This is a genomic window from Micromonospora sp. NPDC049679, from assembly GCF_040659735.1.
In the GTDB taxonomy this organism is placed as follows: domain Bacteria; phylum Actinomycetota; class Actinomycetes; order Mycobacteriales; family Micromonosporaceae; genus Micromonospora_I.
Genome location: NZ_JBFANZ010000047.1, coordinates 1 through 20,052, shown reverse-complemented (window position 1 = coordinate 20,052; position 20,052 = coordinate 1). Strand labels below are relative to the sequence as shown.

General features: G+C 72.0%; 19 protein-coding genes. 15 read left to right on the top strand and 4 right to left on the bottom strand.

Annotation, left to right across the window (positions count from 1 at the left end; genetic code table 11):
- The first annotated feature begins 144 nt into the window (after positions 1-144).
- The gene (locus AB0J06_RS23310) at positions 145-837 is read left to right on the top strand and encodes a lysophospholipid acyltransferase family protein (RefSeq protein ID WP_357431282.1); all 693 of its coding nucleotides are present in this window, start codon (positions 145-147) and stop codon (positions 835-837) included.
- On the opposite strand, the gene AB0J06_RS23305 is transcribed toward AB0J06_RS23310, so the two are convergent.
- Entirely contained in the window at positions 823-2,295 is a 1,473-nt protein-coding gene (locus AB0J06_RS23305) for a cryptochrome/photolyase family protein (protein WP_357431280.1), read from the bottom strand. The genes AB0J06_RS23310 and AB0J06_RS23305 overlap by 15 nt on opposite strands.
- A gap of 97 nt (positions 2,296-2,392) precedes the next feature.
- A complete protein-coding gene (locus AB0J06_RS23300; RefSeq protein WP_357431278.1) occupies positions 2,393-3,778 on the bottom strand; it encodes a hypothetical protein in 1,386 nt (461 codons plus the stop codon).
- 138 nt (positions 3,779-3,916) lie between these two features.
- On the opposite strand from AB0J06_RS23300, the gene AB0J06_RS23295 reads away from it, so the two are divergent.
- The 9 genes from AB0J06_RS23295 to AB0J06_RS23255 all read left to right on the top strand — a co-directional run bounded on the left by AB0J06_RS23295 (position 3,917) and on the right by AB0J06_RS23255 (position 14,314).
- Positions 3,917-5,899 (top strand): TIGR03960 family B12-binding radical SAM protein, encoded by a 1,983-nt coding sequence (locus tag AB0J06_RS23295; protein ID WP_357431276.1) that lies wholly within the window; start codon positions 3,917-3,919, stop codon positions 5,897-5,899.
- Positions 5,900-6,176: 277 nt separating this feature from the next.
- Entirely contained in the window at positions 6,177-6,947 is a 771-nt protein-coding gene (locus AB0J06_RS23290) for a TIGR03936 family radical SAM-associated protein (protein ID WP_357431274.1), read from the top strand.
- Positions 6,948-7,116: 169 nt separating this feature from the next.
- On the top strand, positions 7,117-10,020 hold the full coding sequence (locus tag AB0J06_RS23285; protein ID WP_357431272.1) for an Rne/Rng family ribonuclease: 2,904 nt from the start codon (positions 7,117-7,119) through the stop codon (positions 10,018-10,020).
- A 357-nt stretch (positions 10,021-10,377) separates the two neighbouring features.
- Positions 10,378-10,914 carry a hypothetical protein gene (locus tag AB0J06_RS23280; protein ID WP_357431270.1) on the top strand — a complete coding sequence of 179 codons (537 nt, stop codon included), beginning with the start codon at positions 10,378-10,380 and terminating at the stop codon, positions 10,912-10,914.
- Between the two features lie 195 nt (positions 10,915-11,109).
- On the top strand, positions 11,110-11,424 hold the full coding sequence (gene rplU, locus AB0J06_RS23275; RefSeq protein ID WP_357431268.1) for a 50S ribosomal protein L21: 315 nt from the start codon (positions 11,110-11,112) through the stop codon (positions 11,422-11,424).
- A gap of 9 nt (positions 11,425-11,433) precedes the next feature.
- The gene (gene rpmA / locus AB0J06_RS23270; RefSeq protein WP_357431266.1) at positions 11,434-11,691 is read left to right on the top strand and encodes a 50S ribosomal protein L27; all 258 of its coding nucleotides are present in this window, start codon (positions 11,434-11,436) and stop codon (positions 11,689-11,691) included.
- A gap of 151 nt (positions 11,692-11,842) precedes the next feature.
- The gene (obgE, locus tag AB0J06_RS23265) at positions 11,843-13,327 is read left to right on the top strand and encodes a GTPase ObgE (protein ID WP_357431264.1); all 1,485 of its coding nucleotides are present in this window, start codon (positions 11,843-11,845) and stop codon (positions 13,325-13,327) included.
- A gap of 70 nt (positions 13,328-13,397) precedes the next feature.
- The gene (locus AB0J06_RS23260) at positions 13,398-13,847 is read left to right on the top strand and encodes a GNAT family N-acetyltransferase (protein WP_357431262.1); all 450 of its coding nucleotides are present in this window, start codon (positions 13,398-13,400) and stop codon (positions 13,845-13,847) included.
- A gap of 62 nt (positions 13,848-13,909) precedes the next feature.
- Positions 13,910-14,314, top strand: a complete 405-nt coding sequence (locus AB0J06_RS23255) for a hypothetical protein (protein ID WP_357431260.1) — start codon at positions 13,910-13,912, stop codon at positions 14,312-14,314.
- Between the two features lie 9 nt (positions 14,315-14,323).
- Here the strand turns inward: AB0J06_RS23255 and AB0J06_RS23250 are convergent, their stop codons facing one another.
- Together AB0J06_RS23250 and AB0J06_RS23245 are read right to left on the bottom strand one after the other, a co-directional pair.
- Positions 14,324-14,479, bottom strand: coding sequence for a hypothetical protein (locus tag AB0J06_RS23250; RefSeq protein WP_357431258.1), 156 nt, complete (start codon positions 14,477-14,479; stop codon positions 14,324-14,326).
- 24 nt (positions 14,480-14,503) lie between these two features.
- On the bottom strand, positions 14,504-14,722 hold the full coding sequence (locus tag AB0J06_RS23245; protein WP_357431300.1) for a DUF397 domain-containing protein: 219 nt from the start codon (positions 14,720-14,722) through the stop codon (positions 14,504-14,506).
- Between the two features lie 80 nt (positions 14,723-14,802).
- Between AB0J06_RS23245 and pepN the strand changes: the two genes are divergently transcribed.
- The 5 genes from pepN to AB0J06_RS23220 all read left to right on the top strand — a co-directional run.
- Positions 14,803-17,310 carry an aminopeptidase N gene (gene pepN, locus AB0J06_RS23240; RefSeq protein ID WP_357431256.1) on the top strand — a complete coding sequence of 836 codons (2,508 nt, stop codon included), beginning with the start codon at positions 14,803-14,805 and terminating at the stop codon, positions 17,308-17,310.
- A 61-nt stretch (positions 17,311-17,371) separates the two neighbouring features.
- Positions 17,372-18,001, top strand: a complete 630-nt coding sequence (gene nadD, locus AB0J06_RS23235; protein WP_357431254.1) for a nicotinate-nucleotide adenylyltransferase — start codon at positions 17,372-17,374, stop codon at positions 17,999-18,001.
- A gap of 104 nt (positions 18,002-18,105) precedes the next feature.
- Complete coding sequence (gene rsfS / locus AB0J06_RS23230) at positions 18,106-18,504, top strand: ribosome silencing factor (RefSeq protein WP_357431252.1); 399 nt, start codon at positions 18,106-18,108, stop codon at positions 18,502-18,504.
- A complete protein-coding gene (locus AB0J06_RS23225) occupies positions 18,501-19,130 on the top strand; it encodes a histidine phosphatase family protein (RefSeq protein WP_357431250.1) in 630 nt (209 codons plus the stop codon). Before rsfS ends, AB0J06_RS23225 begins: the two co-directional genes overlap by 4 nt.
- Positions 19,131-19,334: 204 nt before the next feature.
- Positions 19,335-20,052: DegV family protein (locus AB0J06_RS23220; protein WP_357431248.1), on the top strand; the 718-nt coding region annotated here is incomplete at its 3' end.

The following is a 20,052-nucleotide window of genomic DNA, read 5'->3' as shown; positions in this document are numbered from 1 at the left end:
GCGTGATCTTGCGGTTGTGGTGCCCGGCTCATGAGCTTTCGCGGCATTGATCCGGCACCACAACTGCAAGATCGGCGGGACGGCCTGACCGGCCGTCCGTTACCGTGACACCCGCCCCACCATCGCGACATCGCCGGAGGACCCGTGCCGCTGCTGTACACGATCGGCAAGCTCACCGTGGGCAACGCGATGCGCGTCGGGTGGCGCCCCACCGTGGAGGGACTGGAACACCTGCCGACCCGGGGCGGCGCCATCCTGGCCGGCAACCACCTCTCCGTCGCCGACGAACTCTTCCTCGGCTCGGTCGTGCCCCGGCACATCGCGTTCTGGGCGAAAGCCGAGTACTTCACCGGCACCGGCTTCCGCGGCTGGCTCACCCGCTCGGTCGTGGGCGGGCTCGGCGCGATCCGGGTCGAGCGGGGCGGCGGCCGCGCCTCGCTCAGCGCCTTCGACGGGGCGATTCCCGTACTGCGCGCGGGCGAACTGGTCGCGGTCTACCCCGAAGGCACCCGGTCACCGGACGGGCGTCTCTACCGGGGCCGCACCGGCGCTGCCCGACTCGCCGTCGCCGCCGGGGTCCCCGTCATTCCCGTCGGTGTGATCGGCACCGACAAGGTCCAGCCGATCGGCGCGCGCGTGCCGAAGCTCGGCGCGGGCGACGTGACCGTGCGCTTCGGCAGACCCCTCGACTTCAGCGGACGGCCCGACGACCGCACCGCCCTGCGGCAGATGACCGACGAACTCATGGTTGAGATCCAGAAGCTCACCGGCCAGGAGTACGTCGGGCGCTACGCGCCGTCCCGCACCGTCTCCACCGACCCGTCAGGGAGCGAGTGAGCCCCGCTCCCGCTCCTGGCTCACCACCTCCGGCAGGTCGTCGAGGCGGTCCAACTGCTGCACCGCCCGGCTCATCCGGGCATTGCCGTGCAGCCGCTCCCGCGCCCGGTCCAGAAAAGCCCAGTAGCCGGCCGTGAACGGGCACGCGTCCGGGCCGAGTCGGCGATCCGGGTCGTAGCGGCAGCCGCCGCAGTAGTCGCTCATCCGGTGGAGGTACGGCCCGTCGGCGGCGTACGGCCTGGTCGTCATCCGCCCCAGGTCGGCGTACTGGCTCATTCCGGCGACGTTGGCGGTCAGCGCCCACTCGTAGCCGTCCACGAAGCAGCGGTGGAACCAGTCCACCAGCTCCGAGGAGTGCCATCCCCGCTGCAGCCCGTAGTTGCCGAGCACCATCAGCCGTGGAATGTGATGCACCCAGCCACGGTCGCGCACCCCGGCCAGCACGTCGGCGAGACAGCGCGCCCCGACCGCCCCGGCGTCGAGCCCGGTGAACCACTCCGGCAGTGAACGGCGCGGCGCGGGGCGGCCGTTGCCGCGGTCCCCGGCGTCGAAGTACCAGTAGAGGTGCCAGCCGTAGTCCCGCCAGCCCATCAGCTGGCGGATGAACCACTCCGTGCTGCCCAGCGGGGCGGCACCGTCGCGGTAGGCCCGCTCGGCGCGGCGGACGGCCTCGATCGGATGCAGCAGCCCGAGGTTGAACGCGGGCGAGAGCGCGCTGTGCGCCATGAACGGGTCGGCCGCGAGCATCGCGTCGGCGTACGGGCCGGAGATCGGGAGCCGGTACCGGACGAAGTGCCGCAACCGGGCCAGCGCCTCGACCCGGGTGGCCGGGAACAGCCGGGGGCCGTCCCGCCCGACGAAGCGGATCCCCTCCGCCGCCCACCGGTCCAGATCCGCCCGGACCCCGGCGTCGATCTCATCCTCGACCGGGGCCGGCGGTGGCGGCACGTCGAGCCGCGCTTCATGCTCCGGTGGCGGCTGATGGTTGTCCGCGTCGAGGTTCCACCGGCCGCCGGCCGGCTCGGCGCCGTCCATCAGCACACCGTGCCGCTGCCGGGCGTCGCGGTAGAAGTCGTCCAGCCGGAGCGCGCCACGTCGGTCATCGGCCCAGGCCGCGAAGTCGGCGGAGCTGGTCACGAAGCCGCGCGCGCCGCGCACGGTGACCTGGTCCAGCGAGGTGACGAGTTGGCGCGCGCGGCGGGAGGTGGGATGGCAGACGTCGACCGGCTCGTCCAGCTGGCGCAGCGCGTCGGCGTAGGCCTCGCTCCGCACGTGCACCGCCTGCTCGCCCAGCTCTGCGGCACGGTGACGCAGCGCCGAGAGGATCAGGTGCGCCTTCTGGCGGTGGAACACCCGTCGACGGAACACGGCCTTCGACTCCACGAGCAGCACAGGCTGGCGCGGATCGTCGAGGAAATGCGGCCCGAGCTGGTCAGCGAAGAGCCATCGCCGCAGCATGGGTGGATTCTGCCCCGCGGAGGGGGACCGGAAACGACGGGCTGTCCGACAGTCGCCGGTCAGCTCCCGTCTGGCGGAAAGCCCGCGCCGGCCGTCGTCACCCCCGCGTCACGAGCGCGGTGCGCATCTCCCCGAGCAGCGCCGCGCTGTCCGGCACCGACCGGCGGGTGAACAGCGCCGCCCCCAGGCTGCCGTGGTCGGCCCAGCCGCAGACCACCACATCGGCGCCGTCCGCCTCGCCGACGCCGCACTTTTCGTGCTCGCCCCGGACGCCCGTCTCGATCGGCGTCATCTCCGTGAGCGCGTAGCGCTCGGTCAGGCGCGTCATCTCCTTGTCCAGATCGCTCTCCGGGTCCAGCCGGAAACCGGTGCTGCCGAAGATCGTCACCCGCTTGCCGGTCGGATCGCCGTACACGGCGGCGAAGGTCGTCTCGGCGAGCAGGTGCGCCGTCCTGGTCTCCTGCTCGAGCCGCTGCACGGTCTGCCGGGTCTTCGCGTCGTCACGCACCCTCAGGTCCGCGACCTCCGCCTGGATCGAGACGCTGGCCGGGTACTGCTCCCACATCGGCTTGCCGAGGTAGCCCGGACATCCGCAACAGCAGGCGACGGAGAGCAGCGTCAGCCACGTCATGATCCGCGGCCACCGCCGGCGTCGCCGTACCGGCACCGGCACGTACCCCGGTGGCGCCTCCCAACCGGGCGGCGGGGGAGCGAGCTCCTGCCGGCGGCGCCGCGCACGCTTGGGCGGCTTGCGCACCGGTGGAAGCGGTGCCGGAGGCGGCGTCGGCGGCGCGGCGGGGGAGCGCGGTACGGGCAGCTGGGCGGGTGGGGGCGTCGGCAGCGGCGGTTGGGCCGGCGGCGGTTGCGCCGGCGACGACGGATAGGGCCGGGTCGGCGGGAGGGACACCACCGGCGGGTACGGGTGCAGCGGCGGCGCGACCGGGTCCGCGTCGGCCCACGGGTCCACCGGGGTCCGCGACTCCGGCGGCTCCCACTCGTCCATCGGTAGTTCCCGCGTCGACCCGCGGGGCGGGGACGCCGGCGGCGCCTCGTCGTCGGAACCCCGCTGGCGGCGCTTCTCCGGCTTCGGGGTGGGCGGCGGCACGGCCGCGGAGCCGGACCAGCGGGAAAACTCGACGGCGGTCTTGGGCAGCGCGGTGGACGACTCGACCGTCGGTGCCGTGGGCGGCTCCTGCCCGGCGGGGAGCGGCGCTGTCGCGCGCTCGTCGGAGGCGATCGGCGACCCGTTGAGTTCACGGGCGGTGGCACTGTCCGGGGATGTCACGTCGGCCAATGGCGCGGGGGTCGGCGAAGCCACCGGTGCGGGTTCGTCGACCGATGCGGCGGGGGTCACGGGATCGGCCGCGCTGGGCACGGGCGCGGGCCCGGTCGGCGCGGCGGGCTCGTCGGGGGCGGGCCACAGCGGCTCGGGTGGGGTGGGTTGACCCGCCGGGTGCTTTTCGCCCGGCTGCGGCTGCGGCATCGCGGTGATCTCCTCTCGCGCCGGTTCGAGGTTAGTACCGCGCGGCCACCGGCAGCCCTACACCCCGCTCGACCGGACCGCCGGGCGCGTACCCTGATTTTTTGGTCCCCGCGCCGGCGGGGAGGTGCGGGAGGTTTCATGAGCGTCGCGTCGGGCGCCGCGAGCACGCGAGCGGCGAATTCGGTCTGGCCCCAGCTCGAGCAGCTGCTGCCCCAGGTGAGCAAGCCCATCCAGTACGTGGGCGGCGAGCTGGGCGCGGTGGTCAAGGAGTGGGACGCCGCCACCGTGCGCTGGGCGCTGATGTATCCCGACGCCTACGAGGTCGGACTCCCCAACCAGGGGGTGCAGATCCTCTACGAGGTGCTCAACGAACTCCCCGACGTGCTCGCGGAGCGCACCTACGCGGTCTGGCCCGACCTGGAGAAGCTGATGCGCGCCAACGGCGTGCCGCAGTTCACCCTCGAGGCGCACCGCCCGGTCCGCGACTTCGACGTCTTCGGTATCTCGTTCGCCACCGAGCTGGGCTACACCAACCTGCTCACGGCGATCGACCTGGCCGGTGTCCCGTTGATCGCCGCGGAGCGGACCGACGCGGACCCGGTGATCGTGGCCGGCGGGCACGCCGCGTTCAACCCGGAGCCGATCGCCGACTTCATCGACGCGGCCGTGCTCGGCGACGGCGAGGAGGCCGTCCTCGAGATCACCGGGATCGTCCGGCAGTGGAAGGTCGAGGGCTGCCCGGGCGGCCGCGACGAGCTGCTGCTGCGGCTGGCCCGCACCGAGAGCGTCTACGTTCCCCGCTTCTACGACGTCGACTACCTGCCCGACGGCCGCATCCAGCGGGTCGTGCCCAACCGGGCGGACGTCCCGTTCCGGGTGCACAAGCGCACGACGATGGATCTCGACGCGTGGCCGTACCCGAAGAAGCCCATCGTGCCGCTCGCCGAGACGGTCCACGAGCGCTACGCGGTGGAGATCTTCCGGGGCTGCACCCGCGGCTGCCGCTTCTGCCAGGCCGGCATGATCACGCGGCCGGTCCGCGAGCGCTCGATCACGACGGTCGGGCAGATGGTCCGCGACGGGCTCGAATACTCGGGCTTCGACGAGGTCGGGCTGCTCTCCCTGTCGTCGGCCGACCACTCCGAGATCGGCGACATCTGCTCCGGCCTCGCCGAGCAGTACGAGGGCACCAACGTCTCGCTCTCGCTCCCCTCCACCCGGGTCGACGCGTTCAACATCGAGCTGGCGCAGGAGTTGTCCCGCAACGGACGCCGTACGGGTCTGACCTTCGCGCCCGAGGGCGGCTCGGAGCGGATCCGCAAGGTGATCAACAAGATGGTGTCGGAGGAGGACCTGATCCGCACCGTCGTGACCGCCTACACCAACGGCTGGCGGCAGGTGAAGCTCTACTTCATGTGCGGCCTGCCCACCGAGACCGACGAGGACGTGCTGCAGATCGCCCGGCTGGCCCATGAGGTGATCAAGGCGGGCCGGGCCGCGACGGGTTCGAAGGACATCCGCTGCACAGTCTCGATCGGCGGTTTCGTGCCCAAGCCGCACACCCCGTTCCAGTGGGCGCCGATCGAGCGCCCCGAGGTGATCGACAACCGGCTCCGGCTGCTCAAGCAGGCGATCAACGCCGACCGTTCGCTGGGCCGCGCGATCGGCTTCCGCTACCACGACGGCGAGCCGTCGCTCATCGAGGGACTGCTGTCCCGCGGTGACCGGCGGGTCGGCGCGGTGATCCGCAAGGTCTGGGAGAACGGCGGACGCTTCGACGGCTGGAGCGAGCACTTCTCCTACCAGCGCTGGGTGGACGCGGCGGCCGAGGCGCTGCCGCGGTTCGGCGTGGATCTCGACTGGTTCACCACGCGCCCGCGCGAGGAGCTCGAGGTGCTCCCCTGGGACCACCTCGACTCGGGGCTGGACAAGGACTGGCTGTGGCAGGACTGGCAGGACTCCGTGTCGGAGTACGAGCAGGACGACTGCCGCTGGACCCCGTGTTTCGACTGCGGGGTGTGTCCGTCGATGGACACCCAGATCCAGATCGGTCCCACCGGTAACAAGCTGCTGCCCCTCACGCCCATCAACTCCGGCCTGCGCCCGCCCGTCCACACCTGATGCCTGGCGGCCCGGCCCACGTGGCCGGGCCGACGGGGCATCGGGGCCCGGCTGTGACGTTTACGCTGCTTTCTTCCCGGAAATACCGGCTGCCCGTACCGGCGGCGGAAAGTGTCGCCGATAGGGGAGCAGCGCACGTTCCGGGTCTGCGCCGCGCCGCGATTCGCCGACTGGCGCATCCGGCGGTGGCTGGGCGAGGATACGCGCGTCACCCATTTCTTCGAGGAGCGCCACGATCAGTAGGAAGCCACAGCCGGAAGGCGGCCAGGCGCCGGTCGTGCAGCGGATCAGGATCAGATACGCGAAGCGCGGCCCGCTCCGGTTCACCTCGCACCGCGACTTCGCCCGCGCGTTCGAGCGCGCGCTGCGTCGTGCCGGCGTACCCATCGCCTTTTCTCAGGGGTTCACCCCCCATCCGAAGATCTCCTACGCCAGCGCGGCACCCACCGGGGTGGCGAGCGAAGCGGAATATCTGGAAATCGGGCTGCAGTCGCCGGTTGAGCCGGCCGCGTTGCGCGACGCGCTCGACGCGGCGCTGTCGCCGGGACTGGACGTGCTCGACGCGGTCGAGGCGACGGGCGGAAGCCTGGCCGACCGGATCGGGGCGTCGCACTGGCGCATCGAGCTGCCCGAGCTCGATCCGGACGCGCTGCGCGGGGCGGTGAAGGCATTCGAAACCGCCCCCGAGGTGCTCGTGGAGCGGCTCACCAAGCAGGGGCGGCGGACCTTCGACGCGCGTCACGCGGTCGTCCGTATCGACGTGGTCGAGGATGCCGCGCCGCAGGCCACGGGGGGTGGCGCGCGATCTGATCAGCCACCTTCCGGGGTCCTGGCGGTGCCGTGTGCGATACTCGACCTAGTCGTTCGGCAGGTCACCCCGTCCGTTCGACCCGATGACGTCCTCTCCGGCCTGCGCGTGGTGGCCGACCTGGAGCCGCCGGTCCCGCCCAGAGCGACCCGGCTGGCACAGGGCACGCTGACCGCGCAGGGGGAGATTGTCGATCCGTTGGAGGCGGATCGACAGGGGGCACCCATCGGTGAACGCTAGCCGCTTTCCGGCCAGCGCTCAGTAGGCAGACTTCGGTGGTCTTTTCCGGGCCCCCGGCCAGCAGCGATCTGGCCGGGAGCCAGGGATGCGCCACCGGAAACACCCTTGCGGCAACCCTGCGTGGCAGCGCTCACCCGCGCCCGGGGCGGCCAGAACTGGAGAACGTCCAATGCTCGACAACGAGCCAGAGGGCGGTGACCGGACCGGCGTTCAGCCGGCCGGCGAAACCGCCGACAATACCGCTCCCGTGCGGCGTGCCCGTACCACCCGGCGCAAGGCCGCGGCCGCGGTTCCGGAGCCCACCGCTCCGGTCGAACCCGGTGCGGTGGAGGAGGCCGCGGCCGTCCCGAGCGAGCGTGCGGCGGAAGCCGGCGACGCGGAGCCGGTGGTCGCGGCGGAGCCGAAGACGCGCCGGCGGCGCAAGGCCGCCGAGCCGGCGGCGACCGCCCTCGCCGCGGCCGAGGCGGTCGACGGGGCGGAAACCGCCCCGGAGGCTCCGGTCAAGGCGACCCGGAGCCGGCGACGGAAGACCACCGAGGCGACGCCCGAGGCGGGCGTGGCCGATGGCGTGGCCGAGCCGGGGACCGTCGAGCCCGGGGCAGCTGTTCCGGAACCGCCGTCGCAGACGCCGGCCGCGGCCGAGCCCGCCGTCGTCGAACCGGTCGTTGACGAAGCCCCGCCCACCCGCCGTCGCCGTGCCGCGGCGACCGCGCCGACCGTCCTGTTCATGGCGCCGGACCCGCAGACCGCTCCCGACCCGCGCCTGCGGTCCACGGCGGAGACCCCGCTGGTCGGCGCCGCGGCGGCCAGCCCGGTGCCGGACGCGACCGGCGCGGCGATCGTGGATGACCCCGAGACCGCCGCCGTCGACGGCATCGGCGCCGGCGAGCTGATCGAGAGCGCGCGGCGTCGCCGTCGCGGCCGGCGGGGCACCGAGCCCGTCGACACGGCCGCGGAGGCCGCCGCGGAAGCGGTGGCGGAAGAGGCGGCCGAGGAAGACGAGGACGAGGACGAGGACGAGACCGAAGCGGCGCGGCGTCGGCGCCGCCGGGGTCGTCGCGGACGCGGCCGGGGCAAGGGCGGCGCGGACGACACCGACGATGAGACCGAGGAGCCGGCCGAGGCCGAAGCTGACGCAGAGACGGAAGCCGACACCGAGGACGACGAGGACGACGACGGCAACTTGACCCGACGCCGGCGGCGCCGTCGGCGGCGGGGCGCGGGCGAGGCCGAGACGCCTGCCGACGACGGCGTGCACACCGTGGTCAAGATCCGCGAACCGCGGCGTACGACCGACGAGGTGCAGGGCGTGTCGGGTTCGACCCGGCTCGAGGCCAAGCGGCAGCGCCGCCGGGACGGACGCGAGCAGCGCCGGACCCGCCCGCCGATCCTGACCGAGTCGGAGTTCCTGGCGCGCCGTGAGGCGGTCGACCGGGTGATGGTGATCCGCCAGCGCGGCGACCGCACCCAGATCGGGGTGCTGGAGGACGGCGTGCTCGTCGAGCACTACGTCACCCGCGCCTCCTCCGGCACGATGGCCGGCAACGTCTACCTCGGCAAGGTGCAGAACGTTCTGCCCAGCATGGAGGCGGCGTTCGTCGACGTCGGCCGCGGTCGCAACGCCGTGCTCTACGCCGGCGAGGTCAACTGGGATGCCACGGGTCTCGAGGGGCGGGCCCGCTCGATCGAGCACGCGTTGCGCTCCGGTGACGCGGTGCTCGTGCAGGTCACGAAGGACCCGATCGGGCACAAGGGTGCCCGGCTCACCAGCAACATCGCGCTCTCCGGCCGGCACCTGGTCTACGTGCCCCACGGCAACGCCTCCGGGATCAGCCGCAAGCTTCCGGAAAATGAGCGCAAGCGGCTCCGCGACATCCTGAAGAAGCTCGTCCCGGACGGCGCCGGCGTCATCGTCCGCACCGCGGCCGAGGGCGCGAGCGAGGACGAGCTGGCCCGTGACGTCAAGCGCCTGCAGGCCCAGTGGGAGGACATCCAGGCCAAGGCCGCCGAGGGCGGCGCGCCCGCGCTCCTGTACGAGGAGCCGGACCTGGTCATCCGGGTGGTCCGCGACCTGTTCAACGAGGACTTCCGCGAGCTGGTGGTCCAGGGCGAAGAGTCGTACGAGATGGTGGAGTCGTACCTCGCGCACGTCTCGCCCGATCTGGTGCCGCGACTGCGCCGCCACACCGGCGTGGCGGATGTCTTCGCCGAGCGCCGCATCGACGAGCAGATCCTCAAGGGCCTGGACCGGAAGGTGTTCCTCCCGTCGGGCGGCTCCCTGGTGATCGACCGTACCGAGGCGATGACGGTCGTCGACGTCAACACCGGTAAGTACACCGGGACGGGCGGCAACCTCGAGGAGACCGTCACCCGTAACAACCTCGAAGCGGCCGAGGAGATCGTGCGACAGCTCCGGCTGCGCGACATCGGCGGCATTATCGTGATCGACTTCATCGACATGGTGCTCGAGTCGAACCGCGACCTCGTGCTCCGCCGGCTCACCGAGTGCCTCGGCCGGGACCGGACGAAGCACCAGGTCACGGAGATCACCTCGCTCGGGTTGGTGCAGATGACCCGGAAGCGGATCGGCGCCGGGCTGCTGGAGGCGTTCAGCGAGACCTGCGACTGCTGCAAGGGGCGCGGCGTGGTCATTCACACCGAGCCCGTGCCCGAGAAGGGCGCGGCGGAGAAGGTCAAGGCCGTCGCCTCGGCCTCCTCGGCGGGTGCCGCACCGGCCGCACCGGCCGCCGAGGCGCCGGCTGCCAGCACCTCCACGTCGTCGGGCAGCGCCCGGCGGCGCGCCCGCAAGGCCACCGTCGAGTCGACGCCGGTCCAGGCCGAGGAAGACGACACGATGGGGTACGACCTGTCGCGTTACGAGGTGGACACCCCGGCGGAGAACGGCAACGGGTCCGAGCCGTCGGAGTCGACGCGGTTGGCCGGCGCCGGTGATCCGGACCTGGCGGATGACGCCGGCGGACTGGGCGAGGACGAACTCGACGGCGAACCGGCCGGTGCCGGGGGTCGGCGCCGCTCGCGCCGTGGCGGTGCGCGGCGGCGTACCCGCCCCTGACGCTTCGACCACGCGAACGCGCGGGTGCTGGCCACAGCGGGGCACCCGGAATACGAACGGGCGACGGGAGTCGCCCGTTCGGCGTTCACGGGGCCGCCGATCCGGTTACGCTGTCTGCATCAAGGTCAACTTAGGTTGCCGATTGAGGTCCGGGCGGCCGGGTGGCAGTGGAAACCCCCGCGCCACTCGTCCGCCCCCTCGACCGACACCGGCCACGCCGCGGTCGTGCCGTGGCCCGCGACGTTGACCGCGGCCCCGTGCGCCGGCCAGCGCCAGAAGGGGCCCGCGTGCCGGAGCCGGGCCGGGTCGCGCGGGTAGGGTCGGAGCTGATCCCCCGCCCCCTCCGAGGAGCAGCCCGTGCGACGCGTGCTCAGTGCCCCCGCCTTTACCGCCCCCGTCCTCGCCGCCGTCCTGATTTTCGCCGCCGCGTGCTCCGGTGACGGCGGCCGGACCGCCAGCGGCGGCGCGTCGCCGACGGTGAGCGCCTCGCCCGGTTCCTCCGCGACGACCGCGCCGGCCGGGCCCGGCGGCAGCACCGCCGGCGCTCCTACCGCGACGGCGGGCGGCAACGCCCGCGAGGTCTGCGTAGCCGCACAGAAGAGCACGTCCCAGGCCGTCATGGTCTTCGTCAGCGAGCTGGGCACGATGATGCAGGCGAGCAGCGCCAACGACACGAAGGGGGCGCAGGAGGCGCAGCGCAAGGCCGAGGCGGCGCTCGCCGGCTGGGCCCGGGCGGTGCGGGAGCAGGGCGCGAAGGCCACCGACCCGCAGCTCAAGACCGTTCTGGGGGAGCTCGGCGCCGAGATCGGCGGCATGAAGGCCGAGTTGGACCGCGTCGACCAGACCAGGCTCGACCAGCTTCAGCAGCGACTCGACCAGCTCTGCGGCAGCTGAGCGGCGGGGCGTGCGGGCATCGGCCACCGGCCCGACATCCCCAGCGGGCCGATTTTGGCGGCGGGCTCGAGATGGCGTACTCTTGCCGGCGGTGCACATGTGTGCCAGGTTCTCGCGTGCCCGCCGCTGCGTGACAGCGTCGTGAGCCGTCGCGAACACCATCCGCCAGCAACAAACGACAGGAGTCCGCGTCCCATGTACGCGATCGTCAAGACCGGCGGCAAGCAGTACAAGGTTGCCGAGGGCGACGTGATCGAGGTCGAGAAGCTCGTCGGTGCCCCCGGCGACGCGGTGACGCTCTCCGCGGTGCTCCTCGTCGACGGTGACAACACGGTGACCGACGCGGCGCAGCTTGCCAAGGTCGCGGTGTCCGGCGAGATCGCCGCGCACACCAAGGGCCCGAAGATCCGGATCCACAAGTTCAAGAACAAGACTGGTTACCACAAGCGCCAGGGTCACCGGCAGCCGCTGACCCAGGTCAAGGTGACCGGCATCTCGAGCGGGAAGTAGGCGCTAGCCATGGCTCATAAAAAGGGTGCGTCGAGCTCGCGGAACGGTCGCGATTCCGCGGCACAGCGCCTCGGCGTCAAGCGGTTCGGCGGTCAGGTCGTCAGCGCCGGGGAGATCCTGATCCGGCAGCGCGGCACCAAGTTCCACCCCGGTGACCAGGTCGGTCGCGGTGGCGATGACACGCTCTTCGCCCTCGCCGCCGGTGCGGTCCAGTTCGGCACCAAGCGTGGCCGCAAGGTCGTCAGCATCGTGTCGGCGCAGCAGTAGTTGCTTTCTCGAAGCGGGCCGTGGACCTTGTGTCCCGGCCCGCTTCGCATTGCTACCCGCTTCGTTGACCGCCGGACACCCGCGCGATCGGGTCATCCGATTTGTCGCGGGTATGGAGTTGATCAACGAGGTTACTTGAGAGGATGGCGTCGTGGCGACGTTCGTTGACCGGGTCGTCCTGCATCTGCAGGCCGGCGACGGCGGGCACGGCTGTGTCTCCATCCTGCGGGAGAAGTTCAAGCCGTTCGGCGGGCCGGACGGGGGCAACGGTGGGCACGGCGGCAGTGTTTCGCTCGTCGTCGACCCCCAGGTGCACACCCTGCTCGACTTCCACTTCCGTCCGCACGTCAAGGCGGAGAACGGTAAGGGTGGGGCCGGCTCCAACCGCGACGGCGGTAACGGCGCCGATCTCGTGCTCAAGGTCCCCAACGGCACGGTCGTGCAGACCCCCGACGGTGAGATCCTGGCCGATCTCGTCGGCGCCGGCACCACCTTCGAGATCGCCCGCGGCGGCCGGGGCGGTCGGGGCAACGCCTCCCTCGCCAACTCCAAGCGCAAGGCGCCCGGCTTCGCCGAACTCGGTGAGCCCGGCGACCAGCTCGACGTCGTGCTCGAGCTCAAGAGCGTCGCCGACGTCGGCCTGGTGGGCTTCCCGTCGGCCGGTAAGTCGTCGCTGATCTCGGTCATTTCGGCGGCCAAGCCGAAGATCGCCGACTACCCGTTCACGACCCTGGTGCCCAACCTCGGCGTCGTCCGCGCCGACAACCACACCTTCACCGTCGCCGACGTTCCCGGGCTGATCCCGGGCGCGGCCACCGGCAAGGGTCTGGGGCTGGAGTTCCTGCGGCACATCGAGCGCTGCGCGGTGATCGCGCATGTGATCGACTGCGCCGCGCTGGAGACGGAGCGCGACCCGCTCGCGGACATCGACGTGATCGAGGCCGAGCTGTCGGCCTACGGCGGACTCGCCGATCGGCCGCGGCTCGTCGTGCTGAACAAGATTGACATTCCGGACGCCCGTGACATGGCCGAGATGGTGCGACCGGAGCTGGAATCGCGCGGCCTGCGCGTCTTCGAGGTCAGCGCCATCACGCGTGAAGGCCTGCGCGAATTGATGTTCGCCCTGGCCGAGCTGGTCGAGGCGCACCGCGCCGCCACCCCGGTGCCCGAGCCGACCCGCATCGTCATCCGGCCACTCGCCGTCGACGACGCCGGCTTCACGGTGGAGGCGGAGGGGGGCGGCTTCGTCGTGCGGGGTCGGCGACCCGAGCGCTGGGTGCGGCAGACCAACTTCGACAACGACGAGGCGGTGGGCTACCTCGCCGACCGGCTGGCCCGGTTGGGCGTCGAGGACGCCCTGGCCAAGGCCGGCGCCGAGCCGGGCAGCCTGGTCCGCATCGGTGACCGGGAGTTCGACTGGCAGCCCACCCTCTACGCGGGCGTCGACTACGTGCCCGGCTCGCGCGGGACGGACGTGCGGCTGGAGGAGAAGCTGACCCGGACCCCGACCGCCGAGCGGCTCGCGGCGCGCAAGGCGCGTCGGCAGCGCCCGGCCGACGAACTGCTGCCCGGCGGGGACGAAACGGCCGAGGTCGCCGACGGAGACGACGTGGTCGGGAACGTCGACGAGGAGTAGGCGTCCCGACGGCGGCCTTCGGTCACACGCCCGAAACGTTCGGGAAACCCCGTCTCGTTACGGTGACCGGGTGTTGATCGAGTCACGTTCGGCCACTGATCCCGAGCTCGCCGCCTTGGTCACCGCGCAGCAGCGCGAGCTGCGCGATGCCGACGGTGGGCTCGACGGTCAGGTCACCGTGGTGCGCGACGACGTGCGCTACCTGGTCTGCGTGGTCGACGGCCGGACGGTCGCCTGCGGCGGCATCCAGGCCCTCGACCGGGACACCGCGGAGATCAAGCGGATGTTCGTCCGCCCCGGCCACCGGGGCCGGGGCATCGCGCGCCACCTGCTCATCGCGTTGGAGGAACTCGCCTACGCCGCGGGCCACACCGTGCTGCGGCTGGAGACCGGGAGCTATCTCCCCGCGGCCCTGCGGCTGTACGCCTCCGCCGGCTACCACCAGATCCCGGTCTACGGGGAATACGTGGAGAACCCCTACAGCGTCTGCTTCGAGAAACGCCTCCCGGTGCCCGCCTGACGATCCCCTCATCAGGTTCGGGGACTACCAGCGACGCGTCTTCGATGAAACGATGGCGTGTCATGAGCGATTCGCCGGTTCTGGACAGCCCCGAGGCTATCGACGCGCACCTGGCCACAGCGATCGAGCCGTGGGAGCGCGGCCGCCACGGCGTGCGGTTCGTGCTCTGCGACGCCGACAACCAGGTCCGGATGCACTGTCCGGTCGACGACCTGCCCCCCGTCGCGGAGCCGGCGGACGCCGCACAGGCGATCTCGGTGTTCGCCAAGGCGCTCGCCGACAACGAGGATGGCGGGACGCTCCTCGTCGTCCTCACCCGCCCCGGCTCCAGCGCGGTCAGTGATCCCGACCGCGTCTGGTTCCACGCCGCCTACCAGGTCTGCGCGAAGCTCGGCGTACGGCTGCTCGGCGTCCACCTGGTCACCCCGGCCGACCAGCGTCGGATCCTTCTCGACGACGCACTCTGACCGTCGCGTTCAGGTCAGCAGACCGATCGCCCGCTTCGTGCGGTGCACCGTCCCGGCCGCCCCGTCCCGGGCCCGCTCGGCTCCCTCGGCGAGCAGCCGGCGCACATACCCGGGGTCCCGGGCGAGTTCGGTGTAGCGCGCCTGCAGCGGTCGCACGGTGGCCACGACGGCCTCGGCGACCGCGCGCTCTCAGTCGAGGTCGAACTCGCCGTCCTGGGCACCGCCCACGAAGGCGTCCCACTCGGCCTGGGTGAAGACGAGGACCGGGCCGTCGGGCTCCGCAGAGTTGCGCATGCCGATCAGATCGTCGACGAACGCCACCTCCACCATGCCCTCGGTGGCATCCCCCTCGGCCCGCTGCCACACCGCGCGGGACAGGTCGAAATCGCCCTTGGGATGCTGTGCCATCGTCGGCTCCTCGGATTCACGATCGGTCACCGGCAAAGGCTATACGGAACCGGCCCCCATCCATGGGGCAGGATGAGCGGATGCGCAGCCTGACCCGCACCGAGGCCGCCGAGCGTGCCGCCCTGCTCACCGTCGAGTCGTACACCGTCGACCTGGATCTGACCTCCGGGGAGAGCGGCTTCCGCTCGAGCGTCACGATCCGTTTCCGGGCCACCCCCGGATCGGCCACGTTCGTCGAGCTCAAGCCGGCGCGGCTGCTGGCCGTACGGCTGAACGACGCGGCCCTGGACCCCGCCACCCTCGCCGGGAACCGGCTCCCGCTGACCGGGCTGCGTGCCGAGAACACGCTGACCGTCGAGGCGGAGATGGCGTACTCCAACACGGGGGAGGGGCTGCACCGCTTCGTCGACCCCGCCGACGGCGAGACGTATCTCTACGCGATGTCCTTCCTCGACGATGTCCAGCGCATCTTCGCTGCCTTCGACCAGCCCGACCTGAAGGCACCGGTCACCCTCGCGGTCACCGCGCCGCCGAAGTGGACGGTGGCGGCCAACGGGGTGCCGGCGCGCGAGGCCCGCGACGGCCGCTGGGAGTTCGCGCCGACCGCGCCGCTGGCGACGTACTTCGTCTCGCTCATCGCCGGGCCGTACCACTCCCGGCACGACGAGCACGACGGCGTGCCGCTGGCTCTCTACTGCCGGCGCTCCCTCGCGGAACATCTCGACGCGGACGCCGACGAGATCTTCACGGTCACCAAGGCCTGCCTGGACCGGTTCCAGGAGCTGTTCGGGATGCGGTACCCGTTCGGCAAGTACGACCAGGCGTTCGTTCCGGAGTTCAACGCCGGAGCGATGGAGAACCCGGGCCTCGTGACGATCCGCGACGACTACATCTTCCGTTCCGCCGTCACCGACAGCCAGCGCGAGCTGCGCGCGACCACGATCGCGCACGAGATGGCGCACATGTGGTTCGGCGACCTGGTCACCATGCGCTGGTGGGACGACCTGTGGCTCAACGAGTCGTTCGCCGAGTACATGGGGACGCGGGTCACCGCCGAGGCCACCCGCTTCGACCGCGCCTGGACCACGTTCGGCATGCGGCGTAAGGCCTGGGGATACGCCGCCGACCAGCGTCCGTCCACCCACCCGGTCGCGCCGCAGGAGGTCGCCGACGCGGCCCAGGCGCTGCTCAACTTCGACGGCATCTCGTACGCCAAGGGCGCCTCGGTGCTGCGCCAGCTTGTCGCATGGGTCGGGGACGACGCGTTCCTGGCCGGTCTGCGGGCCTACTTCGACGCCCACCGGTTCGGCAACGCCACCCTCGCCGATCTGCTGGCCGCGCTTTCCGCCTCGAGTGGCCGGGACCTCTCCGGCTGGGCGGAGCTGTGGCTGCGGCGGGAGCAGGTCAACACGGTGCGGGCCGAGGTGACCGTCGACGGACAGGGGCGCTACGACGAGGTGGTCGTGGTGCAGACCGCGCCGTCGACCCATCCGGTGCTGCGCCCGCACCGGATCGGCCTCGGCCTGTACGACCGGATCGGGGCGGACGTGGTGCTGCGCGAGCGGATCGAGGTGGATCTCGACCCATCCGTCGACAATGGACGCACTCTCGTCGACCGCCTCCACGGTCAACCGGCGGCGAGTCTGCTCCTGCTCAACGACGGCGATCTGACGTTCGCGAAGGTCCGTCTCGACGAGGCCTCCGCGGCCGCCGTACCGGCGGTTCTGCCCGGCCTCGCCGACCCGCTGGCCCGCGCCGTTCTCTGGGGCGAGACCACCGACGCGGTACGGGACGCGGAGCGACCGGTCGCCGACCTGGTCGCGCTGATCCTCGCCGCGTTGCCGGTCGAAACCGAGGTCATCGTCGTCGAGGACGTGCTCCGACTCAGCCGTACGCTGATCGACCGTTACCTGGAGCCCGTCGCCCGCCCGGCCGCGCTCGAACACGTCGCGCAGGCCTGCGAACGGCTGCTCGCCGCGGCCCCCGCCGGTGGCTCCCTGCAGCTCGCCGCTGCGCGTGGCCTGATCGCGGCGAGCGCCGACACCGTCCGGCTGGCCGGCTGGCTCAACGGCAAGGACGTCCCGGCCGGGCTGGTGGTCGACGCCGATCTGCGCTGGGCGCTGGTCTACCGACTCAGCGTGCTCGGTGCGACCGGTGAGCCGGAGATCGCGGGCGAACTCGCCGGAGACCGGAGCGCCACGGGCGCGGAGTGGGCGGCGCGGTGCCGTGCCGCGGTGCCCGATCCGGCCGCGAAGGAACGCGCCTGGCAGGTGATCGTGGCCGACACGAGCGTCTCCAACCGGTTGGTCGAGGCGAACGCGGAGGGGTTCTGGCAGCCGGAGCAGGCCGACCTGACCGGGCCGTACGTCGCGCGGTACTTCGCGGAGATGCCGGCCGCCGCGCGGCTGCGTACCGCGTGGGTGGCGGAGCGGGTCGCGAACCTGGCCTTCCCGCACTACGCGGTCGCGGCGAGCACCCGGCTAGCGGCCGCGGCGCTGCTCGCCCGCGACGACCTCGATCCGGGGCTGCGCCGGGCGGTGACGGACGCCGACGACGACCTGGGGCGGGCGTTGACCGCCCGGGGGTGACCACCCCCACGTGCTCGCCGTCCCCGCACGCGCCGGTTGAAGATCGGCATACGATTTGTCGATGGAGGATGGCATCCGGCGGGTCGGGATCATGGGTGGGACATTCGATCCGATCCATAACGGCCACCTCGTCGCCGCGAGCGAGGTGGCCGACCGGTTCGCGCTCGACGAGGTCGTGTTCGTGCCGACCGGCGACCCCTGGCAGAAGACGAAGCTGCGGGTGAGCGCCGCCGAGGACCGGTACCTGATGACCGTCATCGCGACGGCCTCCAACCCCCGGTTCCACGTCAGCCGCGCGGACATCGACCGCGACGGTCCGACCTACACCGTCGACACGCTGCGCGACCTGCGCGCCGAGTACGGCCCGAAAACCCAGCTCTTCTTCATCACCGGCGCGGACGCGTTGGAGAAGATCCTGTCCTGGAAAGACACCGACGTCATGTTCGAGTTGGCGCATTTCATCGGGGTCACCCGGCCCGGCTTCGAACTCTCCGACGCGCACCTGCCGGCGGACACGGTGAGCCTCGTGCAGGTGCCGGCGATGGCGATCTCCTCGACCGACTGCCGTTCGCGGGTCGCGGCCGGCAAGCCGGTCTGGTACCTCGTGCCGGACGGGGTGGTGCAGTACATCGCCAAGCGTGGCCTGTACGACGGGGTGATTTCGACCTCGTCGTCCCCCTCCCCGAGGTGACTGCGGAGCCGGCGTGGGGGCGTGTGTGAGAGGCTAGACGAGGTCATACGGTTTAACGAAGGAGTGCGGGTGAGCGAGCTGAGCGGCGCGTACGGGGCGGGCGAATGAGCGCATCGGAGCGTTCCCACGAGCTGGCCCGGACGGCTGCACAGGCCGCGGCCGACAAGAAGGCCCACGACATCGTCATCATCGACGTGGCCGACCAGTTGGTCATCACCGACGCGTTCGTGCTCGCCTCGGCGCCCAACGAGCGCCAGGTGATCGCCATCGTCGACGCGATCGAGGAGCAGCTGCTCAACCTGCCGGAGAAGGCGAAGCCGGTGCGGCGCGAGGGCGAGCGTTCCGGGCGCTGGGTGCTGCTGGACTACGTCGACATCGTGGTGCACGTGCAGCACGACGAGGAGCGCGAGTTCTACGCCCTCGACAAGCTCTGGAAGGACTGCCCGACGATCCCCTTCGTCGACCGTGATCTCGCGGCCGCCGAGACCGGTTCGGGCGAATGACCCGTCTGATCGTCTGGCGGCACGGTAATACCGACTGGAACGCCACCGATCGGGTCCAGGGACAGACCGACGTCTCGCTCAACGATCTCGGTCGGGAGCAGGCGGCCGCCGCGGCGCCGTTACTCGCCGCGCTGCGTCCCGACGCCATCGTCGCCAGCGACCTGCGGCGTGCGGCCGCCACCGCGGGCGCACTCGCCGCGCTCACCGGCCTTCCGGTCGGCACCGACCCGCGCCTGCGGGAGCGCTACTACGGCGTCTGGCAGGGGTTGACCATGCCGACGATCGCGGAGCGCTTCCCGGCCGAATACGCCCGTTGGCGCAGCGGCGACCAGTCGCCCGGCTGCGAGGTGGAGAGCCTCGACGACCTCGGCAAGCGGGTCGGGGAGGCGCTGCAGGACGCGGCGGACGCGGTGCCCGGCGGCACGATCGTGGTCGCCACCCACGGGGGCGCGGCCCGACAGGGGGCCGGGCACCTGCTCGGGTGGGGGCACGCGGTGTTGCGCACCGTCGGCCCGTTGCAGAACTGCCACTGGACCGAGCTGCGGCACGACTCGGTCCGCGGCTGGCAGTTGCGCGCGCACAACGCCGGGCTGACCACGCAGGCCCCCGCCCCCGCACCCGTCTGACCGCGCCGCGGCTCCCTTTCTCACCGCTCGTTCCCCCCAATCACGTGATCGGGAAGGATTTTGGTGGCTGGGGCCCCCACAATCCTTCGCGATCATCGAAGCCCCCCGCGACTCGCGTGGTCCCGCTGACCATCTGCTCCCCGCTTGGCGGGACCGCGGGCGGCCGGGGCCGGTGGCGCGCCCCCCATCGGCTACCGTGCCGGCATGTCCGTCGCGGTCGTCACCGACTCCACCGCATACCTGCCGGCCGGGTTGGCGGGCGCGCACAGCCTCACCGTGGTGCCGCTGACCGTCGTGGTCAACGGGACGGAGGGGCGCGAGAGCGCTGACGTCACCCCCGCCGAGGTCGCCCGCGCGCTGAGTCAGCGCCGGGTCTCCGTCAGCACGTCCCGCCCCGCCCCCGAGCAGTTCACGCAGGCGTACCGCCGGTTGCTCGATGAGGGCGCCGACAGCATCGTCTCGGTGCATCTGTCGGCCGATCTCTCCGGCACGCTCGAGGCGGCGAGACTGGCCGCGGCCGGGATCGGCGATCACGTCGTCGTGGTCGACGCCCGCTCGACCGGCATGGGGCTCGGCTTCCCGGCGCTCGCCGCCGGCGCGGCCGCCGCGCGCGGCGATGACCTTCCCGGCGTACGACAGGCCGCGCTCGACGCCGTCGAGCGGACCAGCACGCTGTTCTATGTGGACACGCTCGAGTTCCTGCGCCGGGGCGGGCGGATCAATGCCGCGTCCGCGCTGCTCGGCACGGCGCTGTCGGTCAAGCCGATCCTGCACATGGTGGACGGCGCGATCGTGCTGCGGGACAAGGTCCGCACCGCCGGCCGGGCGTTGGCCCGGCTGGTCGATCTGGCGGTCGAGGCGGCGGGGGAGTCCGAGGTCGACGTGGCGGTGCACCATCTCGACGGCGCGCAGCGGGCGGGTG